The 20,367-nt window shown below is 31.0% G+C and carries 17 protein-coding genes and 1 pseudogene; 2 read left to right on the top strand and 16 right to left on the bottom strand.

All coding sequences use genetic code 11. The annotated features are described in order from the left end of the window. Nucleotides 1-338: 338 nt before the first annotated feature. The 16 genes from eno to AXF11_RS06510 all read right to left on the bottom strand — a co-directional run bounded on the left by eno (nucleotide 339) and on the right by AXF11_RS06510 (nucleotide 18,125). On the bottom strand, nucleotides 339-1,649 hold the full coding sequence (gene eno, locus AXF11_RS06585) for a phosphopyruvate hydratase (protein WP_068156140.1): 1,311 nt from the start codon (nucleotides 1,647-1,649) through the stop codon (nucleotides 339-341). 191 nt (nucleotides 1,650-1,840) lie between these two features. Then, on the bottom strand, nucleotides 1,841-2,101 hold the full coding sequence (locus AXF11_RS06580) for an HPr family phosphocarrier protein (RefSeq protein ID WP_068156137.1): 261 nt from the start codon (nucleotides 2,099-2,101) through the stop codon (nucleotides 1,841-1,843). A gap of 167 nt (nucleotides 2,102-2,268) precedes the next feature. After that, nucleotides 2,269-3,195 (bottom strand): transketolase family protein, encoded by a 927-nt coding sequence (locus AXF11_RS06575; RefSeq protein WP_068156134.1) that lies wholly within the window; start codon nucleotides 3,193-3,195, stop codon nucleotides 2,269-2,271. A gap of 12 nt (nucleotides 3,196-3,207) precedes the next feature. Beyond that, complete coding sequence (locus AXF11_RS06570) at nucleotides 3,208-4,017, bottom strand: transketolase (protein ID WP_068156128.1); 810 nt, start codon at nucleotides 4,015-4,017, stop codon at nucleotides 3,208-3,210. Nucleotides 4,018-4,035: 18 nt separating this feature from the next. Continuing rightward, nucleotides 4,036-5,289, bottom strand: coding sequence for an MFS transporter (locus AXF11_RS06565; RefSeq protein WP_231724663.1), 1,254 nt, complete (start codon nucleotides 5,287-5,289; stop codon nucleotides 4,036-4,038). An 85-nt stretch (nucleotides 5,290-5,374) separates the two neighbouring features. Continuing rightward, nucleotides 5,375-6,331 carry an alpha/beta hydrolase gene (locus AXF11_RS06560; RefSeq protein ID WP_068156122.1) on the bottom strand — a complete coding sequence of 319 codons (957 nt, stop codon included), beginning with the start codon at nucleotides 6,329-6,331 and terminating at the stop codon, nucleotides 5,375-5,377. Nucleotides 6,332-6,410: 79 nt separating this feature from the next. Further along, a complete protein-coding gene (locus AXF11_RS06555; RefSeq protein ID WP_231724662.1) occupies nucleotides 6,411-7,571 on the bottom strand; it encodes a nucleotidyltransferase family protein in 1,161 nt (386 codons plus the stop codon). A 79-nt stretch (nucleotides 7,572-7,650) separates the two neighbouring features. Beyond that, the gene (pflA, locus tag AXF11_RS06550) at nucleotides 7,651-8,379 is read right to left on the bottom strand and encodes a pyruvate formate-lyase-activating protein (RefSeq protein ID WP_068156119.1); all 729 of its coding nucleotides are present in this window, start codon (nucleotides 8,377-8,379) and stop codon (nucleotides 7,651-7,653) included. A gap of 158 nt (nucleotides 8,380-8,537) precedes the next feature. Beyond that, a complete protein-coding gene (gene pflB / locus AXF11_RS06545) occupies nucleotides 8,538-10,769 on the bottom strand; it encodes a formate C-acetyltransferase (protein ID WP_068156116.1) in 2,232 nt (743 codons plus the stop codon). A 210-nt stretch (nucleotides 10,770-10,979) separates the two neighbouring features. Further along, a complete protein-coding gene (gene murQ / locus AXF11_RS06540; protein ID WP_068156113.1) occupies nucleotides 10,980-11,861 on the bottom strand; it encodes an N-acetylmuramic acid 6-phosphate etherase in 882 nt (293 codons plus the stop codon). A 26-nt stretch (nucleotides 11,862-11,887) separates the two neighbouring features. After that, on the bottom strand, nucleotides 11,888-12,979 hold the full coding sequence (locus AXF11_RS06535; RefSeq protein WP_068156110.1) for a DUF871 domain-containing protein: 1,092 nt from the start codon (nucleotides 12,977-12,979) through the stop codon (nucleotides 11,888-11,890). Then, complete coding sequence (locus AXF11_RS06530) at nucleotides 12,980-14,329, bottom strand: PTS sugar transporter subunit IIC (protein ID WP_068156106.1); 1,350 nt, start codon at nucleotides 14,327-14,329, stop codon at nucleotides 12,980-12,982. A gap of 137 nt (nucleotides 14,330-14,466) precedes the next feature. Then, nucleotides 14,467-14,772, bottom strand: a complete 306-nt coding sequence (locus AXF11_RS06525) for a PTS sugar transporter subunit IIB (RefSeq protein WP_068156101.1) — start codon at nucleotides 14,770-14,772, stop codon at nucleotides 14,467-14,469. 102 nt (nucleotides 14,773-14,874) lie between these two features. Further along, nucleotides 14,875-15,210, bottom strand: a complete 336-nt coding sequence (locus tag AXF11_RS06520) for a PTS lactose/cellobiose transporter subunit IIA (RefSeq protein WP_068158299.1) — start codon at nucleotides 15,208-15,210, stop codon at nucleotides 14,875-14,877. A 14-nt stretch (nucleotides 15,211-15,224) separates the two neighbouring features. Further along, on the bottom strand, nucleotides 15,225-16,586 hold the full coding sequence (locus AXF11_RS06515; RefSeq protein WP_068156098.1) for a 6-phospho-beta-glucosidase: 1,362 nt from the start codon (nucleotides 16,584-16,586) through the stop codon (nucleotides 15,225-15,227). An 81-nt stretch (nucleotides 16,587-16,667) separates the two neighbouring features. Then, a complete protein-coding gene (locus tag AXF11_RS06510; RefSeq protein ID WP_068156094.1) occupies nucleotides 16,668-18,125 on the bottom strand; it encodes a PTS transporter subunit EIIC in 1,458 nt (485 codons plus the stop codon). Between the two features lie 242 nt (nucleotides 18,126-18,367). On the opposite strand from AXF11_RS06510, the gene hemA reads away from it, so the two are divergent. Together hemA and hemC are read left to right on the top strand one after the other, a co-directional pair. Further along, complete coding sequence (gene hemA / locus AXF11_RS06505; RefSeq protein WP_068156091.1) at nucleotides 18,368-19,384, top strand: glutamyl-tRNA reductase; 1,017 nt, start codon at nucleotides 18,368-18,370, stop codon at nucleotides 19,382-19,384. A gap of 9 nt (nucleotides 19,385-19,393) precedes the next feature. Beyond that, a pseudogene (hemC, locus tag AXF11_RS06500) lies at nucleotides 19,394-20,340 on the top strand (hydroxymethylbilane synthase). Nucleotides 20,341-20,367 lie beyond the last annotated feature (27 nt).

Raw genomic sequence — 20,367 nt, 5'->3', positions numbered from 1 at the left:
TATTATATATTATTTCTCCCTTAATGTCAATTTTTATTTAAAATAAATAGTAAAAAATTTAAAAAACTTGTTTTATTTTTTTAAATTTCAAAATATTCTTGTAACATTGACATTATTGTGCGACAAATAAATATAAAAATAATTTAATTAAGTGAACTACTCTCCCTTTTAACTAATAAAAGGTACTTCTTGAAAAATATTTACTTTGTTGTAGATACTTATCAAGTTTTTTGAGTAGTTCTTAACTTAGTTTTTGAGAAATTATATCCCAAAAATACTTTTTGAATTTTTTTAATAATTCATCAGAAAAAAATATTTACTAAAAATTTTTACAATATTTATTTTAATTTAATATTATAAAATGCTTTTTTACCTTCATAAACAGCTTCGTCAGCTAAATCGTCTTCAATTCTTAATAATTGGTTATATTTAGCCATTCTATCTGTTCTTGAAGCAGATCCAGTCTTAATTTGTCCTGCGTTTGTAGCAACTGCGATATCAGCAATTGTATCATCTTCAGTTTCTCCTGATCTATGTGATACTACTGCAGTATATCCTGCCTTTTTAGCCATTTCGATAGCATCTAATGTTTCAGTTAAAGTACCGATTTGGTTAACTTTGATTAAGATTGAATTTGCAACACCTTTTTCAATACCGTCAGCTAATCTCTTAGTATTAGTAACGAATAAATCATCTCCTACTAATTGAACGTCTTTACCAATTGCATCAGTTAATTTTTTGAATCCTTCCCAGTCATCTTCAGCAAGTCCGTCTTCAATTGAAACAATTGGATATTTAGAAGTCAAGTGTTTGTACCATTCTATCATTTCATCAGAATTTCTTACAACTCCACCTTCTCTTTTGAAAGTATAAGTATAAGTTCCATCAGCATTTTGAGTTGCAAATTCTGATGAAGCGGCATCCATTGCGAATGTTACTTCTTCACCTAATTTATATCCAGCTGCTTTTACCGCTTGAGAAATTACATCTAAAGCTCCTTCAGTTCCATTAATATTAGATGGCGCATATCCACCTTCATTTCCTACGTTAGTAGAATCTCCATTTGCTTTTAAAATTTTTCCTAAATGATGGAAAATTTCAGATCCCATTCTTAATGCTTCTTTGTAAGTTTTAGCTCCTACTGGTTGTACCATGAATTCTTGCACGTCAACTGCTGAATCTGCATGAGATCCACCGTTTAAGATGTTCATCATTGGTACTGGTAATTCTTTAGCGTTTACTCCACCTAAATATCTGTATAAAGGTATACCCAATTGGTTAGCTGCTGCTTTTGCCACTGCTAATGAAACACCTAAAATAGCATTTGCTCCTAATTTTCCTTTATTTGGAGTTCCATCTAGTTCAATCATAGCTTTATCAATTGCAACTTGATCTAATGCATCAAATCCGATTAAGTGTTCAGCAATAATTTTGTTTACATTTTCAACTGCTTTTAAAACACCTTGTCCTAAATATCTATTTTTATCTCCGTCTCTTAATTCAACTGCTTCATGTACTCCAGTAGAGGCTCCTGATGGCACAGATGCTCTTCCCATTGCTCCACCTTCCAAGAATACTTCCACTTCTACTGTTGGATTTCCTCTTGAATCAAGTATCTCTCTTGCATAGATATCTTCAATTCTAGTCATTTCTAATTACCTCCATATAATTTATATTTATTCAACTTTCCAAACCTATTATATCATATTGTTCACTTATTTTCAAAAAAAATTTTTATTTTTTGAACTTTTTTATTTAAGCTTTTAAAAATAAAATCTACAAAAAAACTACCTTAAATATTATATCTAAGATAGTTTTTACTTTTAAAACATTACCTGAATTAATCCCTAATAGTTGCTAATAATTCTCCTAAAACTTCAACTGCTTCATCAGCATCAGGACCTTCCGCATAGATAGTAACTTCAGAACCATTTTTAATTCCGATAGATAATAATTTTAATAATGATTTTCCATTAACTTTTTTTCCATCGTTTTCTACTTCAACTGAGCTTTCAAATTCTTTCGCTTTTGCAACAAATACTCCACCTGGTCTTGTATGTAGTCCTGTAGGATTTGTCATAGTAACTGTTTTACTTGCCATTTATTTATTCCTCCTAATAATGTTATTCTTATTATAATTTTACAACAGTTTTCATCATTTGTCAAATATAATATTTCTATATTTTTAAATTTTTTAAATAAAAATTTTATTATTAATTTAATTCTATTATTTACAATTTATTCCATTTCAAAAAAACTTTTATTATTTTATCTATTTTTTAAAACAATTTCCACAATATCTTTCGCTCTCAATTTATAATTATCAAGCATTGTTTCTCCGTCGGCACTTTGTCCAAATTTGTCATAAATTCCATGTTTTATAACTTTTGTTGGGTAATTTTCGGATAAAAATTCTGATACAGCACTTCCAAGTCCTCCAATTACTGAATGTTCCTCACTTGTTACGATAAATTTACATTCTTTTGCGGCTTTTAAGATTGTTTCTTCGTCTAGTGGCTTGATTGTTGAAACATTGATTACTCTTGCTTTGATTCCTTGTTCTGCCAATTGTTTTGCAGCTTCGGTTGCTTCGTAGACCATTAATCCAGTCGCTAAAATTGCCACATCATTTCCTTCTGTAAGTGTTTTTGCTTTTCCAATTTCAAATTTATAATTATCATCGAATAATACTGGGATATTCAATCTTCCTAATCTTATATAGACAGGTCCTTCATATTCAGCGGCTGCAAAAATCATTTTTTCAGTTTCTATGGCATCGGCTGGACATAAAACTGTCATACCAGGAATTACACGCATTAGCGCAAGGTCTTCTACTGATTGATGTGAACCTCCGTCTTCTCCCAATGAAACTCCTGCATGAGTGGGACAAATTTTTACATTTAATTTAGGATAAGCCACGCTATTTCTAATTTGGTCGTATGCTCTTCCCGCTCCAAAAAGTGCAAATGTTGAAGCAAAAGGTATTTTCCCAGTTGCTGCAAATCCTGCGGCAGTTCCTATCATATCAGCTTCTGCAATTCCTACATTTATATGTCTATTTGGAAATTCTTTTTTAAAATATGCTGTCATTGTCGATTTTGATAAATCTGCTTCCAATACTACTACATTTTCATTTATTTTTCCCAATTTTACTAAAGCTTCTCCATAAGCCTGTCTAGTTGATTTTTTTTCCATTATTCATCCCTCCTATTTTAATTCTTCCATTGCTTGTTTGTATTCTTCGTCATTTGGAGCAGATCCATGAAATCCAGCGTTATTTTCCATAAACGACACTCCTTTACCTTTTATGGTATTTGCAACAATTACAGTTGGTTTGCCTTTTACAGTTCTAGCTTTGTCCAATGCTTTAATAATTTGGTCGTAATTATGTCCATCAATTTCAAGTACATTCCAGTTAAATGCTTCAAATTTTTTACCAACTGGTGCAACATTCATTACATCAGCTACATTTCCATCAATTTGTAAACGATTATGGTCAACAATTGCAACTAAATTGTCCAATTTATAGTGAGCAGCAGTCATTGCAGCTTCCCAAATCTGTCCTTCCTGTAATTCTCCATCTCCTAGAATCACGTAAACCCTGTAATCTTTTTTATATATTTTTGCACTTAGTGCCATTCCGTTTGCAGCTGATAATCCTTGTCCTAATGAACCTGTAGACATTTCGACTCCCGGCAACTTTTTCATATCTGGATGTCCTTGTAGTGGAGAGTGCCATCTTCTAAGAGTTGGGATTAAATCTTTACTTGCATATCCTTTTTCCATTAATGCTGCATAAAGAGCAGGTGCTGCGTGTCCCTTACTTAAAACAAATCTATCTCTATTTTCCATTTTAGGATTTTTTGGATCAATATTCATTTCTTTCCAGTATAAAATTGCTACAATATCAGCAATTGATAATGATCCTCCTGGATGTCCCGATTTTGCTCTGTAAATCATTTCGATGATATCTTTTCTTAAATTTTTTGCTATCGCCTGCAATTCTCTAATTTCCATAAAAACCTCCATAATTCTTTAATCTTCTTTGTACGATTTATAAAAAAACAGTGATACTAGAAACAAGATTAGCGCTACAACTAACGAAGATTTTACACCAAATGCAGTTGCACCTTTTAATTGACCAGTATTTCCAAATGTCAATACAACTGCTTGAATTACTTGCTGCACAAGAAATGCCAATTTCAAAAACATCCCTTGTATTCCAAACATAAAGCCTTCCAAACTTGTCTTTTTAATTTTTGACACTTTTACAGAAAGTTCACTCAGCATCGCTTGTGGAAAAATAAATGCAGCTCCACTTAGTCCTATTCCGCAAATCACAAAAAATATATAAGCAAATTTGTACAAACTTTCATTTATGAAAAGCAAGCCAATTGTTCCTACAATCAAAAGAAACATATCTAATACCAATATTTTTTTATACGAATATTTTTTCCCTAATTTATTTGTTACAGGGAAAAATAGTCCTGCCACTCCAAATAAAATAAGAGTTGTTACTGTTAAATAGCTCATTTCCCGCTTCATTACAAGAGAGATATAATAATTCATCACTCCCCGTAAAATATTAAATCCAGAAAAGAAAAAGAAATATCCTAAAAAATATAAAATTATCTCTTTTTCATTAATTTTTTTTAATGAATCAAAAAAACCGGCAGATTTATTTTGTTTTGCCACATGATTTTTGGAATACTTTTTTTCGTTTAACAAAAATATACACGCATAAACTCCGATTACTGCTAAGATAGAAATTATAATCACTGTCGCTCTAATTCCAGTTTCAGTATTTCCACCGCCTAATTTAGAGATCAAGATTCCTGGCAAAATCATCGCTATTCCAGTAAATATAAGCCTAAATGTTGACTGAGAAGTCGATAAATTAAGCCTTTCATTCTTATTGGACGCCAAATCAGGAATCAGTGCGTTATATGGTGCTGCAACTAGAGTATAAGCCGTGAAATAAAGTCCTCCAACCACTGATAAAAATATTAATGTAGCAAGTTCAGAGCTTTTAGGCGGAAAAAAATACATAATTGTAAAAATACCTAGTGGCACGCCACCCAACAACATAAAAATTGACCTTTTCCCAAATTTTGACTTAGAGTTGTCAGACAAATATCCTACAACAGGATCAGTTACCGCATCTATAATTCTTGCAATAATAAACGCTATCACTAGCGATTTTGAAGTTAAAAGCGGTGTTAAACTCTTGTCATTCGATGGTGGCAAGTAATAATATTGAAGCCATTGGTTATAAATTTGGTCTATCATAAAATATGATACACCCAGTCCATATATAAAATAATGTTTTCTTTTCAGTTTAAGATTCATAAACCGTTCCCTTTCCTATGGATTTCTAATTTTTCAAAAAATTTTCTACAACTTTTGTATATTCAGCGCTGCATTCAGGTTCTGCGTAAATTCTTGTGTGAGCACCTTTTTCAAAGACTTTGAGCTGTATTTTTTCAAGATTTGCAAGTTTATTGTACTCTTCCATAAGCATTCCATAAGTGGTAGCTCTGTCGTTTTTTGATTGAATTATAAGCGTCGGTATTCTTTTTAATAAATATGAAAGTCGTAAATTTTCAAGATGATTTCCAACTCTTAAATTAAAAATTCTTATAACTATACTCACAATAAATTTGGGAACTCTTCTTTTCTTAGCATCTGATTTTATTCTTTTTTTCACATTAGAAATAGTGCTGTCTAAAATCATCTTTTCTATGACAATGCCTTGTTTTCTAAGCGCTGACTGATAATATCTGGAAACAATTGCAGAACCCATTCCACCTTGAGAAAATCCATACAAAATAAAATTTTTCTTCGAATATTTTTCAGACAGCATCTCCATCGTATGAAAAATATCTTGCGCAAAATTATAACCCATTTTTGTTCTCGCCACATCGGATGCTCCCGAATTTCTCAAGTCTGGAATAAAAAAGTTATATTTTTTATCTAATCCTGTATCTTTAAATATTTGCAAATACTGGATTGAAGAAAGTCTGTTAACTCCTCTCCCGTGAGAAATTATTACAGTTTTTTCTGCACCTTTATTTTCTATGTACCAGCCATACAACTGAATTTTCCCTGATTTATAGCCAACTTCTTCATAACTAAAACCATAATCCATTGGATTTGCTTTGTTTTCAATATTATATTTTTGTCTTAACTTTTTACTGTCATAAACTTCTTCAAGAGTAACTTTTGGATATTTTTCAATCTGATTTATAAAATATCTGAGCGATATGTATGCAATCAAAAACAAAAATATCAAAAATAAGACATTAATTGCTATTAAAACTTCTATTGCCATTTTTATCCCTTCTATTCTTAAAAATTTTATTTTTTTATAATAGGATTTAAGTTTTCTTTTTCTTTTAAAAATAACTCTTTTAATAAAAACCATTTTTTTCAATTTTTACTTTTTCCTTTAAAATTTTATTATTTTCAGTTTTTGAAAATTTTTCAATATCTTTCCAGTTCACAAAGACTTTTTTTTCTTTTAAATCCTTCAAAAGCAATCTTCCAGTATGATTAAATCCCAATACTCTGACATAATCAATTTCATAATTCATAATAGATTCTTTTATATTTAGTAAAACATTAAAAATTATTCTATCAATTCTTTTATTAGAAAAATTTCTTGACTTTACATTTTTTGTAAACTCAAAAAAATTTTGAGATTTTTTTACTACATTTGTCAATCTTCTGTAAATTTCTTCCGAAATATCATAAATTTGCAAGATTTTTTCTTTTTCTTCAGTCAATATTTTGTATTTAAAAATTTCAAATATTTTTTCTTTTATTTTTTTTTCATCTCTTTTTTTTCCCACTTTTTCTTTTATGATTTTGATGACCTCATTTGGAACATATTTTCCTATCTCATCGTAATCAATATTTTGTCCTTCAAATTCAATTTTACTTCTGATAAACAAAGCACTTGCAAAATTTTTACTAGATTTTTTGACTTTTTTTTCATTGTACTCAGAAATTTCTCGTTTTATAACGTATGGATTTATTTTCAGTTTTTCTTTTTTTATTTCCCGCATATATTCTATTGCTAAAATATTATTTGATTTTACGACATCTTGTAAACCATATTCTTCCAGCGCCAATCTCTGAGAAGAAGTATAACTGTTCCCAAGTTTCATATATTCCATTAATTTATTTTTATAATTTTGACTTTCCTGAATCTCAATTACTTTTTTCAATTTTTCAATATTTTCTTCTTCTGCTCCAAAAACTTGAATATCTATGTTTAAATAATCTAAAGTTTTTGTAGATATTTTACAAAAAATTTCGGCATTTTGTATCGAATAATACAGTGGCAGCTCCACTATTAAGTCAATCCCGCTTTTTAGTGCAGCTTGTGTTTTTTCCCATTTGTTTAAAAAAGACATCTCACCTCTTTGAACAAAATCTCCGCTTACAATTATAACTAAAAATATTTTCTCTCCAAAAATTTTTTTTATTTTATTAATTTGATATAAATGTCCATTATGAAATGGATTGTACTCCACTACAATTCCAACTTTTAAAATTCTCTTTTTCATTCTTATCCTTCAAAAACTTTATCATATTAAAATTATACCACATATTTATCAAAAAAAATACAAATTTAATTTTTAAAATTTATTTTGCCAATAATTTTAGCCCATAAGATCTGAAAATATCTTCGGCTTTTTCAATTTCTTCCTTTGTGGGAGTTGGTGTATCCTGTAATTTATAAACTTTTTTCATCTGTTCCCATTTTGATTTTCCCATCTGATGAAACGGCAATATATCCACCCTTTCCACATTTGTAAGCTGTGACGCAAATTTTGCCCAGTCGTGCAAATCTTTTTCATCGTCAGAATATCCTGGAACTAACACATATCTTAACCAAGTCGGTTTATTTATTTCCTTCAAATATTTTGCAAATTTTAGTGTATTTTCCAAATCTACGGAAGTTAGTATCTTATATTTTTCAGGATCTATATGTTTTATATCAAGCAGCACCATATCCACAATCTCCAAAACTTTTTTTGCCTTTTCGTTAAAAATATATCCTGATGTATCAAGTGCAGTATGAATTTTATTTTGACGACAAAGTTCAAAAAATTCAAGTAAAAAATCTGGCTGCATAAGCGGTTCTCCGCCTGAAACCGTCACCCCACCTGTCTTTATAAAGCCTTTTACTTTCAAAATTTCTTTCATCACTTCTTCTGGTTTCATCACTTTTTTTCTATCTTTCGGATCCCAAGTATCCACATTGTGGCAATATAGACATCTTAATGGACAACCCTGTAAAAATAGCACAAATCTAATTCCTGGTCCATCTTTTGTTCCAAATGATTCAAATGAATGAATAAGCGCTTCCATTTCATTAACCTCCTAAGTAATCTTTTTTATTTTATTCACAATCAAATTAATTAAAAATAATGTCGCACAATTCAACTTAATGAAAATATGCGACATTGTAATAAAACATTATGTTAAATTTTTCTAAATTCTAAATAATATAAAATTATTTAAATTTATTACATTTTACTTGCAATAGTTCTGTTAATTACGTCTAACTGTTGTTCTCTTGTCAATTTTATAAAGTTTACAGCATATCCAGAAACTCTGATTGTCAATTGAGGATATTTTTCAGGATGTTCCATTGCATCTTCCAATAAGTCTCTTCCGAATACATTTACATTTAAATGATGTCCTGTTTGATTGAAATATCCATCCATTAATCCAACTAAGTTTGATTTTTTCTCATCAATATTTTTACCTAATGTTTCTGGTGAAATTGCAAATGTATATGAAATACCGTCATTTGCATCTTCAAACGGAATTTTTGCAACTGAGGCAAGTGAAGCCACTGCTCCATTTACATCTCTTCCATGCATAGGGTTTGCTCCTGGTCCAAATGGTGCTCCAGCTCTTCTTCCATCAGGAGTATTTCCTGTTTTCTTACCATAAACAACATTTGAAGTAATAGTTAATACTGATTGTGTAGGTACTGCATCTCTGTACATTTTGTGAGTTCTCAATTTATTCATAAATCTTCTTGTAATATCTACTGCAAATTGGTCAGTTGCATCATCATTATTTCCAAATGGAACATAATCTTTTTCATTGATATAGTCAACTGCATCACCGTCTTCATCTCTTACAACTTTAACTTTACCATATTTAATAGCTGCAAGTGAATCTGCAATAATTGAAAGTCCAGCAATTCCAAATGCTTCTGTTCTTCTGATGTTGATGTCGTGTAATGACATTTCCAATGCTTCATAAGAATATTTGTCGTGCATATAGTGAATGATATTTAGTGCTTTAACATAAGTTGAAGCTAACCAGTCTAATACTTTGTCTAATTTTTCCCAAACTTCATCAAATTCAAGATAATCTCCTTTAATTGGTTCAAATTGTCCAACTGGTGTAACTTGAATCTTAGATTTTTCATCTTTACCACCATTAATTGCGTATAATAGTGCTTTTGGCAAGTTTACTCTCGCTCCAAAAAATTGCATTTGGTGTCCAATTGTCATCGGAGATACACAACATGCGATTCCGTAATCATTTCCGAACTGTGGACGCATAATGTCGTCATTTTCATATTGTACTGATGAAGTATCGATTGACACTTTAGCACAGAATTTTTTCCAAGTTTCAGGTAATTTTTCACTCCATAATACTGTTAAGTTTGGTTCAGGTGAAGTTCCCATGTTGTACAATGTGTGTAAAATTCTAAATGAATTTTTTGTAACCATTGATCTTCCATCTGCTCCCATTCCTCCAATTGATTCAGTTACCCAAACCGGATCTCCTGAGAACAATGCATCATATTCAGGTGTTCTTAAAAATCTTATGATTCTTAATTTCATAACAAAGTGATCCATTATTTCCTGAGCTTCTTTTTCAGTTAAAGTTCCTTCCTGCAAATCTCTTTCCAAGAAAATATCTAGGAATGTAGAAGTTCTACCAATACTCATAGCAGCTCCATTTTGATCTTTTGTAGCAGCTAAGTATGCAAAATACAACCATTGCACTGCTTCTTTTCCGTTTGTTGCAGGCCCTGAAATATCAAATCCGTAAGCTTCAGCCATTCTCTTTAAAGCTTTCAATGCTTTAATCTGTTCAAAAACTTCTTCTCTAAGTCTAATAACGTCTTCTGTCATTTCAGTTGGGTCTAAGTTTTTATACTGTTCTTCTCTATCAGCTATTAATCTATCCACTCCGTAAAGTGCAACTCTTCTGTAATCTCCAATAATTCTTCCACGTCCATAAGCGTCTGGAAGTCCTGTAATAATCCCTGTATGTCTTGCTTTTCTTATTTGTTCAGTATAAGCTGAGAAAACTCCGTCATTGTGAGTTTTTCTGTATTTAGTATAAATTTCTTCAGTTTCTGGATCTAGTTTATATCCATAGGCATTTAAGCTATTTTTTACCATTCTTAGTCCACCATTTGGGAAAATTGCTCTTTTTAACGGTTCATCAGTTTGAAGTCCTACAATTTTTTCCAAATCTTTGTCGATATATCCAGCTCCATAAGCATCTATTTGAGAAGGTATTTTAGTTTCTGCATCATAAATACCTTTTTCTCTTTCCACTTTAAATTTTTCAGAAAGCTCTTTCCACAATTTAGTAGTTGCTTCAGTTGGTCCTTCCAAAAAGCTTTCGTCTCCTAAATATTCAGTATAGTTAAGTCTTATAAATTCTGTAACATCGATGTTGTCTTTCCAATTTCCTTCTTTAAATCCTCTCCATGCATCCATAATATTATAAACTTCCTTTCAAAAAATTTTTTTTACTTTGCATTTTGTTTGTAATCATTTTAATATTGTAATCTTAAGTCTACAAATATTATACCCCATATTTTTTATAAAAGCAAATTTATTATTAAATTACTTTTTTCACTTTTATCATACAAAAAACCTATATTTTTATGGATAAATTTGCCATATTTTCACAAAAATAATTCGATATTATTTTACTTTTTTTACAAATCCTTTTGCTAATCCCAGCTTTTCTTTTGCTTCTTTGTAGCTACAATTTGTAAGTATCATTGTTATTGCCACTTTTACATTTTTATTGGCTTCTAGCAAATATTTGTGTGCTTCTTCTCCTGTAACTCCTGTAACTTTGGCAATTATTCCCGTTGCTCTTTCCACAAGTTTTTTGTTTGTCGGCTTCACATCGACCATCAGATTTTTATAAACTTTTCCAAGTCCAATCATTGTTGCTGTTGAAACCATATTCAACACCAATTTTTGAGCTGTCCCCGCTTTTAATCTTGTCGAACCAGTAAGAATTTCTGGACCGCAGTCAATTTCTATTGCAACATCCGCATATTTTGAAATTTTAGCATTTTTATTACAACTTAGCGTTATTTTTTTTGCTCCAACACTTTCGGCATATTTTAAAGCGCCAATTACATAAGGCGTTCTTCCACTCGCAGCGATTCCAAAAATCACATCATTTCGACTAAAATTTATTTTTTTTAAATCTTCCTGTGCCAATGTAAGCGAATCTTCTGCTCCTTCTACCGCTTTTACAAAAGCTTTTTCACCCCCTGCAATAATTCCCAGAACTTCATCTGTTGTGTTAAATGTCGGAACACATTCCACAGCGTCCAGTATTCCAAGCCTTCCACTTGTTCCTGCACCAAGATAAATAAGTCTTCCACCACGACTTATTTTATCTTTTATAATTTCTATCGCTTCTGTAATTTTACCAAGCTCTTTTTCTATCGCAGCTGGAACAGTTTTATCTTCCTCGTTCATTATTCTTAAAATTTCTTTTGTACTTAACTCATCAAGATTCTCAGTCTTTTTATTCCGTCTTTCTGTCGTCAAATTTTCCAGCATTTTTCCTCCTCTTTCACACTAGACAATCAGCTTTCTATAAAGCAAAACTTTTGCCAAGCCTTTATATAATCAACTAAAAATATTTCTTCTTCCGTAATTCTTCCCACGACATTTGATTTTCCAGTGTTTTCCATATCAATTTTTGCAATCATTAATTCTCCCGCGTAATGTCCATATTTGCTGCTTTCAATTATTACATCGCCTTTTTTTATAATTTTAGGAGCATTAAATACTTTGAAATTGTGATTTTTATATTTTATACGGCTATTTGACGAGCGAATTAAGTTTTCTGAAGTATCTCCTCTGTTGTAGTGAAATTCGTCCAAAACTATTTTTTTCTCAATTTCTGGAATATCTTTTTCAAGTTTTACCGAAAAACTTACCATGTCTTTCCGCACTTTTTTAAATTCATCTAGCTCAGCATCTGTCGGATAACAATTTGAAATTATTATATCGTCTATGTTTCCCAATGCCACTAAATGCTTAAATTGGACAATTAATGGCGTATTTCTGTGCATCTCAAGAGTTGGAAGTCCCTGCGTTACAGGCCACGGTCCAAAAGTATCCTTGGCTTGTGAAGTAATAAACGCCGCAGTTCTCAAACCGTGTTTTGTAAAATTTTTTGTACATTTTTGAAAAAAATCTAATCCCAAACCTGTGTAAACATGTGGATAAAAATTGTGGCAGCCAGTTAAGTTAGTTTTGTTTGGCTGATAATCCATAATTGTGTCAATATAGTGAGTATCATTACTCATATTTATTTCAATTTTTAAGTTTTCTTCATTAAAAGTCATAATACTCTCTTGCAACCCTGTAAATCCTACATCTAGCCTAATTCCATCCGCCTTTATTTCTTTAAAAAAAGACAAGTCGTCATAACTTATTTTCAAATCATCAAAAATTCTGGGACTTACATCCAAAATTATCTCAAAACCTCTTTCTTTTGCAAACTCATTTATCCGTGTAAATTTTTCTATAATTTGCTTTTTAGTTTCAGTTACAGAAAGTAAGCAGCTAAATATTCTAGAAAAGCCAGATTTACTGGCTTTATCAATATATTTTATAATTTTTTCTTCAGTTGTCTTTTCAGGATAAATTGAAATTCCCAATTTTTTCATCTATTCTTCTCCAGTCTTTTCGGCTTTTTCTTCCACTAACAATTTTTTTTCGTAGGCGGTAAAAAAAGGATAATAAATTACAATAGAAATTACTATTAAAATAATATTTAAAATTACTGCTCTAAAATCTCCGTTTGTAGCTAGAAATGCTCCTATTGGCGACGGCAGTGTCCAAGGTGGTGTGGAAGTTACGCGATTTACCCAGTGCATAGACATCGCAAAATAAGTAATTGAAGCATTTACAATGGGAACTATGATAAATGGTGGAAGTAATGTTGGATTTAACATAATTGGTGCACCAAAAATTATAGGTTCGTTTATATTAAATATTGCTGGTAAAATAACCGCTTTTCCCAATGCTTTTCCGTAAGATGATTTTGCTTTAAAAAGCATTAAAAGTGCAAGTCCTATAGTTGTCCCTGAACCGCCAATCCAGATGAACCACTGGTACAAAGGTTCTGCCGCAATATGCGGAATGGCTTTCCCATTTGCAAGAGCTGTTGCATTTTGCTCCAATAACATAAGCCACAGTGGTCTTACAACCGAACCTATGATGGAATCTCCATGAATTCCAAAAGACCAAAAAAATGTTATTAAAAATACGATTACTACAACTGAAAACCACGAATCACTCAATTTTAAAAACGGTGTTACAATTAATCCAACTATGTGATGAAGATCAATTTTTAACCAATAAGTGATAATCGTCAAAGTAAAGATAATTATTGCCGCAGGTGTCAATGCTTCAAAAGAACGAGCAACTGATTCCGGCACAGCATCAGGCATTTTTATTCTAAATCCAGTCTTTGTCGTAAAACGATACACTTCAACCGCAAAAATTGCAGCAATTATTCCAACAAAAAGTCCTGCTGAACCCAAATTTGACATTTGCATCACATAACCTAAATCTTCTTGCAAAAACTGCGAACCTTTTGTCCCTTCCGCTACCACAACTTGAACCGCTTTTCCTCCAACAGTCTGAGTTATAGTTTCTATTGGATTTATCACTTTAGGCACTAATGTAAGTAAAAATGCACACACTGACAATATTGCACCTGTAATTCCATCCAATTTATACGATTTTGCAAGACTGTAACCTATTCCTATAACCGCATAAAGTCCCATAATAAACATTGTCATACGAAATGGCAGCAATATTTGTGCTGCATGTTTTTTAGCTAATATCGAAATTGCCCAGTCTTTTGGAAACGGCGGAATTGCTATAATCAAAAATATTGAACCTATTATAATCAATGGCAAAGTCGATACAATCCCATCACGAATTGCTCTTAAATGTCTTTGCTCCGATATTTTTGCCATATTCATTGAAAGTTTTTCCAAATTTATCATAATTTTTATTTCCTTTCTTTAATTTATTTTATATAATCAATTTTATAATTTTAAAAAATTAAAATTTCAAAATTTTTTAAATCAACATCAAAAATTTAATCAAATTTTAAATCTATTCATTTTACAAATTTCAAAAATTAACCTAAAATTTCTTGTATCTGTTTTAATAATTTAGGCCCTCCAAGTGGACTATATCCCTGTGGCGTAATCATAGCACAAGGAACTTTTGCTTCTTTGGCACAGGCGTTTAATGTGTCAAATCTATGTCTAATTTGTGGAGCGACCATTGCCACATCATACCCATTTTTCACTTCTTCTTCAAATTGCTGCGTACTTACTGCCTTTACTTCAATTTCAACTCCTTTTGCTTTAGCTTCCTTTTTCAACGCTTTCACCGCCACTGCACTTGACATTCCAAGTGAACATACAAATAATACTTTCATTTTTTTCCTCCTAATTTTTTTAAACTATATATTTTTTTAAATAAATTCCTTAATTCAATTACTTAGAAATAAAAACTAAAAAAATCTATATTTAAAATCAATTTATTTAATCTTTTTCTCCAATACATTAATTCTTTTACACATTTTAATCATCTCTTCAATCAATGTTTTTGCTTCAATTGCCGTCATAAGATGGTCCTGCGAATGGACAAATAACACTGTTGGCGCTATTCCTCGTCCCTCTACCTCATCTTGTATAATTTCTGTCTGAACATTATGCGCTGCAAGTAGTGCCTTATCTGCTTTCTTCAAAAGTTTCTCAGCTTTTTCGAAATTTCCTTTAAAAGCTTCATCAAGTGCTTCATAAGCCAGTCCTTTTGCTGTTCCTGCACTATTTACAATATCAAAAACTACCATTTCCATTTTTTCGTTATCCATTAACTTTTCCTCCCTCATTTTCTATATTTCTCCCTATTCTCATAGTAATCCCTAAACTGTGGCAAATATTTTTCGTGTGCGTCCAGTAATTCGTTTAAAACCTTTCTTCCAACAGTTGTTCCTGGCACCAATGGATTTGTTGCAAACGCTTGGAGTGCTGTGTAATAATTTCCTGTAACTGCGGCTTTTACCACAAGTTCTTCCATTGCTTTCATCAGCTGAATGTAACCTCTTTGTCCTGCATTTGGGAATTTTCCAAAAGTTATAGGTATAGGTCCATTTGCTGTGATGTATGACGATATTTCCACCGCCGCATCGTATGGCAAATCTGAAATTGCACCTTTATTTCTAGTATTTACAGCCATAATTATCCCTTTGTCGTTATAAATTGCACTAATAAGCTCACAGGCCGCATCAGAATAATATGCTCCTCCTCTCTGTTCCAACTGTTTTGGTTTTTCTGACAAATTTTCATCTTTGTACAATTCAAACAGCTCTTCTTCAACTTTTTTAACAATTTCTCCTCTCGTACCTTTTTCTCTAAATGACTTCAATCCTTCTTTTAACATTTCATCTTGCAAATAATAATATCTATGATAGTCGCACGGAAGCATTCCCAAATCTTTAATTTGGTCGTAGTCATAGTTGATACTAACAATATTTTTTACTCCAAGATTTTTTTTATCCTGTCTTTTTTCCCACAAATCTGCTGTCAATTCATTTCCGTTTTTATCCCAAACTCTATACCAGACAAAGTGATTCAATCCAGCGAACTGAAATCTAAACTCGCTTACATCTTTTTCGTAAAGACTTGCGCAATCCATTTGCGTATGAACTGGAATATTACAAAGTCCAACGATTTTATCAAAATCTGCGTAATTTAAAACTGCTTGGGTTACTATTCCCGCAGGATTTGTAAAATTGATAAGCCATGCATTTGGCGCTAATTCTTTAATATCGCTAACAATATCAAGTATCACAGGAATTGTCCGAAACGCTTTAAACATTCCTCCTGCTCCATTTGTTTCCTGCCCCAGAAGACCGTTTTCAAAAGGAATTCTTTCGTCTTTAATTCTAGCAGCAAGTTGTCCCACACGAAATTGTGTTGTCACAAAATCCGCATCTTTTATAGCTTTTCTTCTATCCAAAGTCAGATGAACCTCGCAGTCAATCCCCGCTTTTTTAACCATTCTTTTAGCCAAACTTCCGACTATTTCCAGTTTTTCTCTCCCTTCCTCAATATCCACAAGCCAAATTTCTGTAACAGGCAATTCTTTTATCCTTTTAATAAACCCTTCAATCAGTTCTGGCGTATAACTGGAACCACCTCCGATTGTTACTATTTTAAGTCCTTTTTTTTCTTTTTTCTGTGACATTTTTATAAAATCTCCTCTCGTTTTGATTGTCTAGTATTCTTTTACATATTAAAACAAAATCTTCTCTATTTAAACATTATTTTATTTCCTCACTTCCCCATATATCTCAAAAATCTTTCCTTCGTCAACTCCCCAAAAATATGTAAGTACAAATCCTCCCAAATATGCAAAAAACATAGCTAAAAGAAATAAAAGCTGACTTCCAGGAATAACTATTAAAAGTGCAAGTAGTCCTGAAACTCCCTGAGTTATTGTTCCCAAATGCAGCATTACCGCAGCAATTCCTCCAAAGCCTGAACCAAGACACGCTGTTACAAAAGGCTTTTTTAATGGCAGTGTTACTCCGTACATCAGAGGTTCTCCCATTCCTAAAATGCCAGCAGGTATTGTATCTTTTAATATTTTTTTCAATTTTTTATTTTTAGTCTTTATGTAAAGTGCAACTCCCGCTCCAACTTGACCACCACCAGCGGTAATTATAATTGGAAAAAAATAATTTATTCCTTTTGTTGCTCCTAATGGGTCGTTTAATAAAATATATATTGGAATCAGAGCCTGATGAAGTCCCATTGATACCAGTGGCAAGAAACACGCTGATATAACAAATCCGCTTATAATCCCTGTTTTATTATAAATAAAATTTAAAAATAAAAATAAAATTTTTGTGATAATCTCACCTAGTGGCAAAATTACTAAAATAGCTAGTATTCCACATATAATCAATGTCAACACAGGAGTTAAAATTTTTGATAATATATCTGGCACAATTTTTCGTACATTTTTTTCAACAAATGCGACAAAAAATCCAACTAATAGTGCGCTAAAAAGTCCTCCTGCACCAACATAAAAATTTTTATTAACAATTGGTAAAATCACTTTTCCAATATTTCCAATATTTTTTAAAATCGGCATATTTTCATTTTGAACAAATAAAGCTCCAATAATTCCGCCTAAAATCGCAGTTCCTCCGAATTCCTTTGTAGCGTTAATTCCTACAAAAACTGGAAGATAGGTAAAACTTATCCAACTAATCGTCTTTACCAGCTGATACCACCAAATTGTCTGAAAATTTAAAGACATTATATCTATTGTATTTGTTACTCCTTGCAGCAGTCCAGCCGCAATAATTGCAGGAAGTAGTGGTACAAATATATTTGTTATCTTTTGAAAAAATAACTGAAATTTTCCATTATTTTCAAAAGTTTTTTTATTCTTTATTAATATTTTTTTTATATCTTCATTTTTCGTATCAACTTTTTTGTTATCATTGTTTCGACTTTCATTCAAAGAAAGCTTTGTCAATTCTGAAAAATTTTTCCCAATTCTATCAACTTTTCCCGCTCCCAAAACTATTTGCACTAAATTTCCATTACAGACAACGCCAAGCACTTCATCAACTTTTTTTAACTCACTTACGTTCACTTTTGACAAATCAAAGACTTTCACTCTTAACCTTGTCATACAAGTCGTATTTTCTTCAATATTTTCCCTATTTCCAAGAAATTCCAAAATATTTTGCGCTAGTTTCTCTTTATCCATAAAAATTTTCCTTTTAAATTTAAAATTCTCTTGTTTAATTATACCTTAACATTTTTATTTTTCCAAATGTTTTTAATTTCTTGAAATAAAATAAAATGTTTACTTGAAATCACAAATTATTTTACTTAAAATTTTTACACTATCTAAAAAAATATTTTTTATTGATATGTGTATAGTAAAATGTTATACTTTATTTGTTATATATAATTTTAAAATTATAAAATTTGGAGAGGAAATAATAGATGCAAAATAGTATTTTTTGCCAAAATTTTTTTGTAATTAGCTTTAGCTATAAAAAAATGTCGATTGAAGAAAGAGAAAATTTTGTAAAAAGTAAATATAAAACTATAGTTGAAAATTTTTTTGAAAAAGGGGATTTTTTGGGATATGTGATTGTGGAAACCTGCCTTAGAATTGAAATATATTTTGAAACAAAACAAAATTTTGAGATGAATAATCTTATAAGTCAGTTTGATTTTCAGAATATGAGTTTTTTTAGAAATGAAGAGGCACTAATTCATTTATTTGATGTAATTTGTGGATTGGATTCAATTATTAAAGGTGAAGATCAAGTTTTGGCACAAATAAAAAAAGCGTTTTTCAAATGTCTAGAAAATAAAAAAACTTCTAAACTACTAAATATAATTTTTAACAGTGCGATTGAAACGGGGAAAAAATTTCGTAACAAAAGTAAAATTAATGAAAAAAATATGTCGCTTGATTCAATTTCAGTGAAATTTATAAAAGAAAAAGTGAAAAATATTGAAGACAAAACTATTTTTATAATTGGAGTTGGAGATTTAACTCAGTCAATTCTCACTTTATTTCATAAAATGGGACATAAAAATTTGATTGTTACGAACAGAAGCGAGAAAAAATCGAAAGAATTAAAAAAAGTTTATGACAATATAAGAACCGCTAAATTTAGCCAAAAATATGAATTTATAAAAAAAAGTGATGTGATAATTAGCGCAACTTCTGCGCCACATTTAATTGTGGAATATAGCGGAATAAAAGATATTTTGCGTGATGAAAAAGAGCGCTTCTTCTTGGATTTAGCGGTTCCTAGAGATATTGACAAAAAAATTGCAGCTTTTAAAAATGTTTTTTTATATAATTTAGATGACATTTGGGATCTTTATAATCAAAATGTGGAAAAGCGGGAACAAATTGTGGAAAACTTTTTTTATATAATCGAAGAACAACTTGAAAAATTAAAAATAAAATTGGAAAAACAGAAAAAATATTCAAAAATTTAAGGAGAAAATGTGAAAAAGATTGTTATTGGGACACGCGGCAGTATTTTGGCATTAGCTCAAGCTGAAAAAATTAAAGAATTGCTGCAAAAAAAATTTGATTTTTTCTTAAAAAATGATAGAAAAAAATTGAATCTATTTTTAAAGAAAATGTGAAAAAATTGGAAATTGAAATAAAAGTTATTGTGACAAAAGGCGACAAAAATATGCAGGATTTTGAAAAAATAAAATCTAATACACAAAAAGATTTGTTCGTAAAAGAAATTGAAAAAGAAATGCTAGAAAAAAAAATTGACCTAGCGGTTCATTCATTAAAGGATATGCCGCAAAAAACTCCAGAAGGTCTTATAAATATCTCTTTTCCTGCAAGAGAAGACTCAAGGGATGTCTTAGTTTCAAAAACTGGAAAAAGTTTAAAAAATTTGCCAAAAGGCGCTGTAATTGGGACTGGAAGTGTAAGACGAAAAAAAGAAATTTTGAATTTACGAGATGACTTACTTGTAAAAGGGATAAGAGGAAATATCCACACAAGACTAAAAAAACTTGAAACGGAAGACTACGATGCGATTGTTCTTGCTGCGGCAGGTTTAAAAAGAGTTGGATTAGAAAATAAAATTACTCAATATTTTAGTGATGATGAAATTATGCCGTCTCCCGGACAGGCTATTTTGTGTGTGGAATGTCGAAATGACGATGAAATTATAAAAAATTTCCTACTTGAAATAAATGACCGCAATACAAAATTAATATGTGTTGCGGAAAGAGAGTTTTCAAAAATATTTGATGGCGGGTGCCACACTCCGATTGGCTGCTGTGCAAAAATTTTAGATGATAAAATTACGGTAAAAGGAATGTATTACAACGGAAATAAAAGAATTTCCTGCAAAATTTATGGAAAAAAAGAAGATGCGAAAAAATTGGCACAAGAACTGGCACGAAAAATAAAAAAGCAAATATGAAAAAATTTTGAAAGGATAATTGAAAGG

Origin of the sequence: Leptotrichia sp. oral taxon 847, from assembly GCF_001553645.1 — a bacterium.
Taxonomy (GTDB): domain Bacteria; phylum Fusobacteriota; class Fusobacteriia; order Fusobacteriales; family Leptotrichiaceae; genus Leptotrichia.
The sequence above is the reverse complement of the archived record's forward strand: the minus strand, read 5'-3'. Positions and strand labels throughout refer to the sequence as shown.

What these genes read in the sequence shown, in the direction of transcription:
- AXF11_RS06510 (WP_068156094.1), bottom strand. Translation starts at nt 18,125, where the DNA reads ATGGATAAAGAGAAACTAGCGCAAAATATTTTGGAATTTCTTGGAAAT.
- AXF11_RS06560 (WP_068156122.1), bottom strand. Translation starts at nt 6,331, where the DNA reads ATGGCAATAGAAGTTTTAATAGCAATTAATGTCTTATTTTTGATATTT.
- murQ (WP_068156113.1), bottom strand. Translation starts at nt 11,861, where the DNA reads ATGCTGGAAAATTTGACGACAGAAAGACGGAATAAAAAGACTGAGAAT.
- hemA (WP_068156091.1), top strand. Translation starts at nt 18,368, where the DNA reads ATGCAAAATAGTATTTTTTGCCAAAATTTTTTTGTAATTAGCTTTAGC.
- pflB (WP_068156116.1), bottom strand. Translation starts at nt 10,769, where the DNA reads ATGGATGCATGGAGAGGATTTAAAGAAGGAAATTGGAAAGACAACATC.
- pflA (WP_068156119.1), bottom strand. Translation starts at nt 8,379, where the DNA reads ATGGAAGCGCTTATTCATTCATTTGAATCATTTGGAACAAAAGATGGA.
- AXF11_RS06515 (WP_068156098.1), bottom strand. Translation starts at nt 16,586, where the DNA reads ATGTCACAGAAAAAAGAAAAAAAAGGACTTAAAATAGTAACAATCGGA.
- AXF11_RS06530 (WP_068156106.1), bottom strand. Translation starts at nt 14,329, where the DNA reads ATGATAAATTTGGAAAAACTTTCAATGAATATGGCAAAAATATCGGAG.
- AXF11_RS06575 (WP_068156134.1), bottom strand. Translation starts at nt 3,195, where the DNA reads ATGGAAAAAAAATCAACTAGACAGGCTTATGGAGAAGCTTTAGTAAAA.
- AXF11_RS06535 (WP_068156110.1), bottom strand. Translation starts at nt 12,979, where the DNA reads ATGAAAAAATTGGGAATTTCAATTTATCCTGAAAAGACAACTGAAGAA.
- AXF11_RS06580 (WP_068156137.1), bottom strand. Translation starts at nt 2,101, where the DNA reads ATGGCAAGTAAAACAGTTACTATGACAAATCCTACAGGACTACATACA.
- AXF11_RS06520 (WP_068158299.1), bottom strand. Translation starts at nt 15,210, where the DNA reads ATGGATAACGAAAAAATGGAAATGGTAGTTTTTGATATTGTAAATAGT.
- AXF11_RS06525 (WP_068156101.1), bottom strand. Translation starts at nt 14,772, where the DNA reads ATGAAAGTATTATTTGTATGTTCACTTGGAATGTCAAGTGCAGTGGCG.
- eno (WP_068156140.1), bottom strand. Translation starts at nt 1,649, where the DNA reads ATGACTAGAATTGAAGATATCTATGCAAGAGAGATACTTGATTCAAGA.
- AXF11_RS06555 (WP_231724662.1), bottom strand. Translation starts at nt 7,571, where the DNA reads ATGAAAAAGAGAATTTTAAAAGTTGGAATTGTAGTGGAGTACAATCCA.
- AXF11_RS06565 (WP_231724663.1), bottom strand. Translation starts at nt 5,289, where the DNA reads ATGATAGACCAAATTTATAACCAATGGCTTCAATATTATTACTTGCCA.
- AXF11_RS06570 (WP_068156128.1), bottom strand. Translation starts at nt 4,017, where the DNA reads ATGGAAATTAGAGAATTGCAGGCGATAGCAAAAAATTTAAGAAAAGAT.